The sequence below is a fragment of the Streptomyces sp. NPDC005805 genome (assembly GCF_040630445.1).
Lineage (GTDB): Bacteria > Actinomycetota > Actinomycetes > Streptomycetales > Streptomycetaceae > Streptomyces.
Map to the genome: position 1 here is coordinate 166,306 of NZ_JBEXXN010000005.1, position 6,283 is coordinate 172,588.

10 protein-coding genes are annotated in these 6,283 nt (G+C 72.3%); 7 read left to right on the forward strand and 3 right to left on the reverse strand.

Annotation, left to right across the window (positions count from 1 at the left end):
• The first annotated feature begins 10 nt into the window (after nt 1-10).
• The 4 genes from ABZ457_RS05345 to ABZ457_RS05360 all read left to right on the forward strand — a co-directional run bounded on the left by ABZ457_RS05345 (nt 11) and on the right by ABZ457_RS05360 (nt 2,280).
• The gene (locus tag ABZ457_RS05345) at nt 11-787 is read left to right on the forward strand and encodes an isocitrate lyase/phosphoenolpyruvate mutase family protein (RefSeq protein ID WP_359154069.1); all 777 of its coding nucleotides are present in this window, start codon (nt 11-13) and stop codon (nt 785-787) included.
• Nucleotides 788-838: 51 nt separating this feature from the next.
• A complete protein-coding gene (locus tag ABZ457_RS05350) occupies nt 839-1,180 on the forward strand; it encodes a hypothetical protein (protein ID WP_359154072.1) in 342 nt (113 codons plus the stop codon).
• 212 nt (nt 1,181-1,392) lie between these two features.
• On the forward strand, nt 1,393-2,007 hold the full coding sequence (locus ABZ457_RS05355; RefSeq protein ID WP_359154074.1) for a hypothetical protein: 615 nt from the start codon (nt 1,393-1,395) through the stop codon (nt 2,005-2,007).
• A 66-nt stretch (nt 2,008-2,073) separates the two neighbouring features.
• A complete protein-coding gene (locus tag ABZ457_RS05360) occupies nt 2,074-2,280 on the forward strand; it encodes a hypothetical protein (RefSeq protein WP_359154076.1) in 207 nt (68 codons plus the stop codon).
• A 90-nt stretch (nt 2,281-2,370) separates the two neighbouring features.
• On the opposite strand, the gene ABZ457_RS05365 is transcribed toward ABZ457_RS05360, so the two are convergent.
• The 3 genes from ABZ457_RS05365 to ABZ457_RS05375 form a co-directional block, all read right to left on the reverse strand.
• Entirely contained in the window at nt 2,371-2,580 is a 210-nt protein-coding gene (locus tag ABZ457_RS05365; RefSeq protein ID WP_359154078.1) for a DUF397 domain-containing protein, read from the reverse strand.
• Nucleotides 2,581-2,669: 89 nt separating this feature from the next.
• The gene (locus tag ABZ457_RS05370) at nt 2,670-2,876 is read right to left on the reverse strand and encodes a DUF397 domain-containing protein (protein ID WP_359154080.1); all 207 of its coding nucleotides are present in this window, start codon (nt 2,874-2,876) and stop codon (nt 2,670-2,672) included.
• A complete protein-coding gene (locus ABZ457_RS05375; protein WP_359154082.1) occupies nt 2,873-3,748 on the reverse strand; it encodes a helix-turn-helix transcriptional regulator in 876 nt (291 codons plus the stop codon). The genes ABZ457_RS05370 and ABZ457_RS05375 overlap by 4 nt, the downstream gene beginning before the upstream one ends.
• A gap of 147 nt (nt 3,749-3,895) precedes the next feature.
• On the opposite strand from ABZ457_RS05375, the gene ABZ457_RS05380 reads away from it, so the two are divergent.
• The 3 genes from ABZ457_RS05380 to ABZ457_RS05390 all read left to right on the forward strand — a co-directional run bounded on the left by ABZ457_RS05380 (nt 3,896) and on the right by ABZ457_RS05390 (nt 6,204).
• Nucleotides 3,896-4,336, forward strand: a complete 441-nt coding sequence (locus ABZ457_RS05380) for an ATP-binding protein (RefSeq protein ID WP_359154084.1) — start codon at nt 3,896-3,898, stop codon at nt 4,334-4,336.
• 295 nt (nt 4,337-4,631) lie between these two features.
• On the forward strand, nt 4,632-5,558 hold the full coding sequence (locus tag ABZ457_RS05385) for a helix-turn-helix domain-containing protein (RefSeq protein ID WP_359154086.1): 927 nt from the start codon (nt 4,632-4,634) through the stop codon (nt 5,556-5,558).
• A gap of 52 nt (nt 5,559-5,610) precedes the next feature.
• Nucleotides 5,611-6,204, forward strand: coding sequence for a Uma2 family endonuclease (locus tag ABZ457_RS05390; RefSeq protein WP_359154088.1), 594 nt, complete (start codon nt 5,611-5,613; stop codon nt 6,202-6,204).
• The last annotated feature ends 79 nt before the right edge of the window (nt 6,205-6,283 follow it).

The window sequence follows — 6,283 nt, forward strand, 5'->3', positions numbered from 1 at the left end:
GGCGGGCGGCATGGCCAGGTCTGCGGTGGGGACGTTCCGCGCCCTGCACCACGGCCGCGCGGCGGACGACCCGCTCGTCCTCCCGGGGCCGTGGGACGCGGCGAGCGCCCGCGCCTTCGCGGACGCGGGCTTCCCCGCCCTGGCGACGCCGAGCGCGGGGGTCGCGGCGTCGCTGGGGTACGCGGACGGGGAGGTGGCCGCCGGAGAGATGTTCGCGGCGGTCGCCCGGATCGCCCGGGCGGTCGACGTGCCGGTGAGCGCGGACGTGGAGGCCGGCTACGGCCTCGCGCCCCGGGAGCTGGTCGAACGCCTCCTGGACGCGGGCGCGGTCGGCTGCAACCTGGAGGACGGCGACGCGGCGACGGGCGGCCCCCGGGACGCGCACCGGCACGCGGACTGGCTGGCGGAGGTCTGCGCGGCGGCGGGTGGCGAGTTGTTCGTCAACGCGCGCGTGGACACGTACCTGTACGCCGGTGGCGCCGACCCGGCCGCCGACGCGGCGGCCCGGATCCGGCTGTACGCGGCGGCCGGGGCGGACTGCGTCTACCCGATCCGGGCGCCCGAGGCCCATCTGCCGCTGCTGCGGGCCGCGTCGGACCTCCCGTTCCTCCCGCTGAACGTCCTGGCCGCCCCGCCCGGGCCCACCGGCCCGGACCTGGCCGCGCTGGGGCGCCTGGGCGCCACCCGGATCACCTTCGGCGGCGGCCTCCAGCACCTCGCGCTGAAGGCGGTCGACGCCCTGGCCGGGGCGCTGGCGGGCCTCCGGTCCCGCCGCCCCGACCTCTGAAGTCCCTCAACTTCCTTGCCCAGTAACGGGGTACGGCAGCAGGATCGTTTCATGTTCGGACAGAGGAAGCGGGAAGTGCACACCATCGTCGTACGGGACGGGGACGTGATCACGTCGGCCCTCCGCGACGCGCTGGAACAGGCGTCCCCCGAGGAGCGCCCGGGCCTGGAACGCGCCCTGGCGGTCGTCGCGGACGCCGCCCTCACCGAGGAGGAGACCCAGGCCCGCTGGGTCCGCACCCGCCTGGACGCGGCGGCGGTGAAGGGCCCGGCCGACTCCGTCCCCGCGATCAAGGCCCTGCGCGAGTCGACTCCTGGCCTGAGCCTGCTGGTGGCGGTCGAACTGGCCCGCACCACCAAGTCGGTGGAGGACGGGCGGTGTGGAGCGGCGTAGGAGGTAGTGGGCGGGGCGCGCGGCGGGTGATCCTGCGGTGTGCCCCGCCGCTGTCGGTGGGCGCCGTTAAGGTGTCTCCCATGTCCTCGCACCGCGAACCCGGGAGTGCGCTCGGCCCCGCCGCCGACCGTGCGCGTCGGTCGCGTTGGCGGATCGCCGGCGAGGATCCCGACGCAAGCGCGAGGCTGTCCCAGCAGCGCTTTCACGCCCTGATGGATCACCATCTCGACCGTGCCGAGCGGTTCGTGGTCACGGGGCCGCCGGGCACGGGCAAGAGCATGGTCGTTGCCAACGCGGTGGCGGCAGCCATGGCCGCCGGGCAGAAGATCGTCGTGCTCTCCGGGATGGGCGGCGTAGGAAAGTCGACCGCAGCCTTTTGGTGGGCGGCACTTCAAGCAGCCTCCGCCACACGCGCCCGTATCCGCCGCCAGCTCGAAGCGGAACGGCAGCGCGCGACGGCGCCCAGCACGACCACGGCCGCCCTGCTGGCCTCCGCGGAGAAGGACACGGGCATCCCGGGCATCAGCGCCCCGCATGCCCCCGGCCATCCGCAGGCCGAAGTCGGTTCGGCCCTGGTGGAGGCCACGGTCCGTATCGAGCAGTTGCGACTGCTGGACGCGGTGCTCGCTGCGCTGATCACCCTTCTCCGTGAGCAGCTCGACCTCGCCCTGGGCAACGCCCCGGGCGATTTCGCGGTCACCCCGCCGCCGCATGCCACCTCCCCGTGCGGAGTGATCGGCCTCGCCGCCCCACGCGTGCCACGCGCCCCCGGACGGACCCGTGCCACACGGAATCCATCCCACCCCGGGGCGCTCACCGCCGCCTGACTCCCGCTCGACCGGGAGACGCCGGCCCTGGGTCGCCGCCCCTCCCCTCAGCGAGGAACCTCACGCATGCGTTCGTTCGAACTCCTCCAGCCGGATACCTGGTTGATCCTGCTGGCCCTTCTTCCGCTCGCGGCCTGCTGGCTGCACGGCGTGGTACTCATCGGCCGCTGGACGCACACGGCGTGGCGCGCCCTGAAGGTACGCGCGCACGCCCGGCTCCGGGCGGTACTGCACCGGGTGATGCGCGATCCCGACCACCCCGCGACCGAGTGAACTCCTCCACGGGCACCGGGTGATGGGCTGCCCGGGCCCACCTGCGCGCCGCGTGATCGCGTGACGCGCAGGTGGGCCCGGAGTTGAGGGTCAGGTACCGGAGGCGTGCGCGATGAAGTGCGCCCACGCACCGGGCGTGAACCCGAGCGCGGGCCCGGGCACGTTCTTGGAGTCGCGGACATGGACGGTGCCGATGTCGCTCGCGACCTCGACGCACTCCGGGCCGTCGTTGCTGCTGTAGCTGCTCTTGACCCACGTCAATCCGGAAGAGGGCCCGGCAGAGAGCTTGCCACCACTCATATCTCTCCCAACAGATTCCCGATCAAGTCCCGCGACAGCCGCGGCGCCAACGCCTACGACCCGAACCCGCCGCAGTCCGGAGCTGCGGATCAGGTGGCGGAGGTGTGGGAGACAAAGGCCGCCCACACCTCCGGCGTGAACCCGAGCGCGGGCCCGGGCACGTTCTTGGAGTCCCGGACATGGACCGCTGCGACCGCCGTGGCGACCTCAACGCACTCGGGGCCGTCAGCCGTGCTGTAGCTGCTCTTGACCCAGGTGGGTCCGGAAGAGGGTCCGACAGGGGGCTTGCCACTCATGTCTCTCCCAACAGTTTCTCGATGAAGGTCCGCGACAGCCGCGGCGTCAACGCCTGCGACCTGATCACGCCGTAACGCATCTCAAGGATCTGGACCTCCTTGGGATCGCTAATCAGGCGACTGGTGAGCTGGACCTCGGTGTGCGCGATCGTCGTGCCGTCGTTCAGCTCAATGACTAGGTGCGAGCCACCAAGACCAGCGTGCTCCTCGGTATCCGTCGGCATCACCTGGATCTCTACGTGCCGCAACGCGCTCAGTTCCAGAAGGTGTTCGAGCTGTCGCCGCAGCACCGCCCGACCCCCGGTCGGCCGCCGGAGCGTCACCTCCTCCAGGACGAAGGTCAGCAGCGGTGCGGGCCGCCGCTCGATCACCGCCTGCCGCCCCATCCGACCGGCGACCACCCTCTCCACCTGTTTCTCCGAGAACGCAGGCCGCCGCTCCGTGCAGAGCGCCCGCGCGTACTCCTCCGTCTGGAGAAGGCCGTGCACGATGTGGCTGGCGTAAGCACCGATCTCCACCGCATTGCGCTCCAGCTTCGCCAGGTCCCGGACCTTCTTCGGGTACCTCGCCTCCGCCACGTCCTCCTTCATCGCGGAGATCTTGCCGCCCGCGCCCAGTGCCTCGTCCGCCTTGTCCAGGAACTCCGGCTTGGGGATGCGCTTGCCGGTCTCGACCTTGTAGACCTGGTTCTCCCCGTAGCCGATCAGCGCGCCCAGCTCGGCCGCGCGCAGGCCCGCCGCCTCGCGCCACAGCCTGATCTGGCGTCCGACCGCCGCGACGACCGCGCCCGAGTCGTCGTCGTCCCACTCCACGTCCTCGTCCGGCTCGTCCGCGCCGGCGCTCGCCCCCGCCGCAGCGCTCCCGTTCGTCATACGACACCCGCCTCCACCCGTCGTCCCGTCGTGTCCGCCGACGCGCCGCCGGACACGGTGGACAGGCCCGGACAACACCGGGACAGTCACTGTCCGTACACGCGGCACCCTGTCCAGAGTAGGCACCGAACGACCACTCTGAGTGACGTGACCCAGGAAATCACCCGACCCGAATCCTCCGCTCCCGTCCGGCAGTTCACGGTCCTGCTCTCCCCCACCCGCCGGGGCGCGCGGCTCGCCCGACTGCTGACAACCGCCCAACTCGCCTCCTGGAACGTGCCCTCGGACGCGGCGGCGCAGATCGTCGCCGAGCTGGCGGCGAACGCGATGACCCACGGCCGCGTGCCCGGCCGGCACTTCCGGCTGGAACTCGCCGTCGAGGACGGCGGAAAGCGGCTGCGGATCGCCGTCACCGACACCCGGGGCGACCGGCTCCCGCCCGGCCCCGGCACACGCGACACGCCCGCCGCCGAGTCCGAGTCCGGACGCGGACTGCTGATCGTCGAGACCCTCGCCGACCGCTGGGGCGTCGCCCACGGGCCGGTGCCCCGCAAGACCGTCTGGGCGGAGCTGGACCTCGTTCCGTGACCGGTGGCACCGGATCGTGGACCTCCGCGACCCGGTGTTCCGCGACGCGGGGGCCTGGGACGCAAAGAGATCAAAGAACTCTTGAAAGAACCGGGGAAACCACCCCACCCGACCCCACCCGTTCACCACCTGAACCCCCGTCACTCTCCCGGGTGACTTTGTCCAATCGAGCTGGATTTCGGGCGGGTTGGCGGGCATATGCTCGCCGCGACAACCGCAGACATGCGTCGGCCCCCGGCCGGGACTCGCAATCCCGATCGAGGGCCTGACCACCGAGGAAGTTAGGCCCTTCCCGATGGATACCCAGCAGATTAGCGCGCCCTCGCGCGCCTCGTCCCGCGTTCCCGCCCGTGTCACCGCCTTCGGCGTGATCCACGTCCACGCGATCCACACCCACCGCTTCACGATCATCGGCAACCACCTCGCCCAGCACGGGCAGTTGTCGCTGACCGCGATCGGCCTCGCGGTGCACATCCAGTCCCTGCCGGACGGCGCGAAGGTCGGCGTCAAGGTGCTGGCCGACCGCTTCCCGGAGAGCGAGGCGCGCATCGCCGCCGCACTGCGGGAGCTGGAGACCCACCGCTACCTGCGGCGCTTCCTGGACCGGCTCCCCTCCGGCAAGGTCGTCACCCGCACCATCTCGTACAACCACCCGGACGCGGTCGCGGAGGCACCCGCTCCGTACGCGGCACCGGTGCCGCCCCCGGAGCCCCAGCCCGAGCCGGACGCCCATCCCCCGGTGCCCGAGCCGCCAGGCCCCCCGGCCCCCGAGCCGGCACCCGCCCCGAACCCATGGCGCGCGTCCCTCCCCCAGCCCCAGAGCCCCGACCTGGAGCTCCACCGCATCGCCACCGACCTCCTCACCGGCCTGCGCCGCCACGACCCCCGGCTCCTCCTCGGCGAACGGGACGTCCGCCGACTCGCCCCGGCCGTCGTCACCTGGCTGGAACGCGAGGTCACCCCCGACGCCGTACGCTCCGCCCTCACCACCGACCTGCCCCACCCCCTCAAACAGCCCGCGGGCCTGCTCGCGCACCGCCTCACCGCGCTGCTTCCACCACCACTCCCCGGCCTCCCCGCGCCCCCGGACAGACCCCACCCACTCGTCGACTGCACCGGCACCTGCAACCGCGCCTTCCGCGCCCCCGAACCAGGTCTCTGCCGCGACTGCCGACACCAAGCCCACGCCGAGACCCGGGCCCACGCCCGGGCGGCCGCCTAGCATGAGGGGGACGACCCCTGCCGCCGGGTACGGACGACGAGGAGCGAGCGGGATGACCATGGCCCCGGACGAAGCGCAGCACGACGCCCGCCAGTACCGGGTCATGCGCGATTTCGTCGCGTCGATGGACGACACCCTTCCCGGCAAGTTCGAAATCACGAAGGAAGGGATCGTCCACGACATGATGTCGCCCGCGAAGCCGCACGAACTCACCGTGCTGCGGGTGCGCAAGCGCCTCGAAGCCGTCCTTCCGGAGGGGCTCGTCGCGCACACCGGTACCCCCGATGTGGAGCACGCGGGCGAGGGCATCATGCGTCATCCGGATGTGATGGTCATCGCCGAGGCGGACATGGAGGGCGAGGGCGCGTTCGACCCCCGGACGGTCCTCGCCGCGGTGGAGGTCGTGTCGCGGTCGAACCCGGACAACGACTGGGTGGGCAAGATGCGCGACTACCCCCTCCTCGGCATCCCGGTCTACGCGGTCTTCGACCCGCGCACCGGCACCGGGGCCGTGTTCAGCGACATCCACGCGACGCCGGCGGGCCCTCGGTACGCCACGCGCAAGGAGTTCGTGTACGGGGAGGAGATCACCGTCGGCGACTGGGCGGTGCCGACCAGCGGCCTGCCCCGGTACGAGGACCGGTAGCCGGGACACGCCCTCCACCGCGGCGAGGACCGTCCGGGGGTCGAACGCGCCCTCGCCCTCCATGTCCGCCTCGGCGATG

Coding starts and splice junctions, on each gene's coding strand:
- ABZ457_RS05360 (WP_359154076.1), top strand. CDS start 2,074: ATGCGTTCGTTCGAACTCCTCCAGCCGGATACCTGGTTGATCCTGCTG.
- ABZ457_RS05390 (WP_359154088.1), top strand. CDS start 5,611: ATGACCATGGCCCCGGACGAAGCGCAGCACGACGCCCGCCAGTACCGG.
- ABZ457_RS05345 (WP_359154069.1), top strand. CDS start 11: ATGGCCAGGTCTGCGGTGGGGACGTTCCGCGCCCTGCACCACGGCCGC.
- ABZ457_RS05350 (WP_359154072.1), top strand. CDS start 839: ATGTTCGGACAGAGGAAGCGGGAAGTGCACACCATCGTCGTACGGGAC.
- ABZ457_RS05385 (WP_359154086.1), top strand. CDS start 4,632: ATGGATACCCAGCAGATTAGCGCGCCCTCGCGCGCCTCGTCCCGCGTT.
- ABZ457_RS05365 (WP_359154078.1), bottom strand. CDS start 2,580: ATGAGTGGTGGCAAGCTCTCTGCCGGGCCCTCTTCCGGATTGACGTGG.
- ABZ457_RS05370 (WP_359154080.1), bottom strand. CDS start 2,876: ATGAGTGGCAAGCCCCCTGTCGGACCCTCTTCCGGACCCACCTGGGTC.
- ABZ457_RS05375 (WP_359154082.1), bottom strand. CDS start 3,748: ATGACGAACGGGAGCGCTGCGGCGGGGGCGAGCGCCGGCGCGGACGAG.
- ABZ457_RS05355 (WP_359154074.1), top strand. CDS start 1,393: ATGGATCACCATCTCGACCGTGCCGAGCGGTTCGTGGTCACGGGGCCG.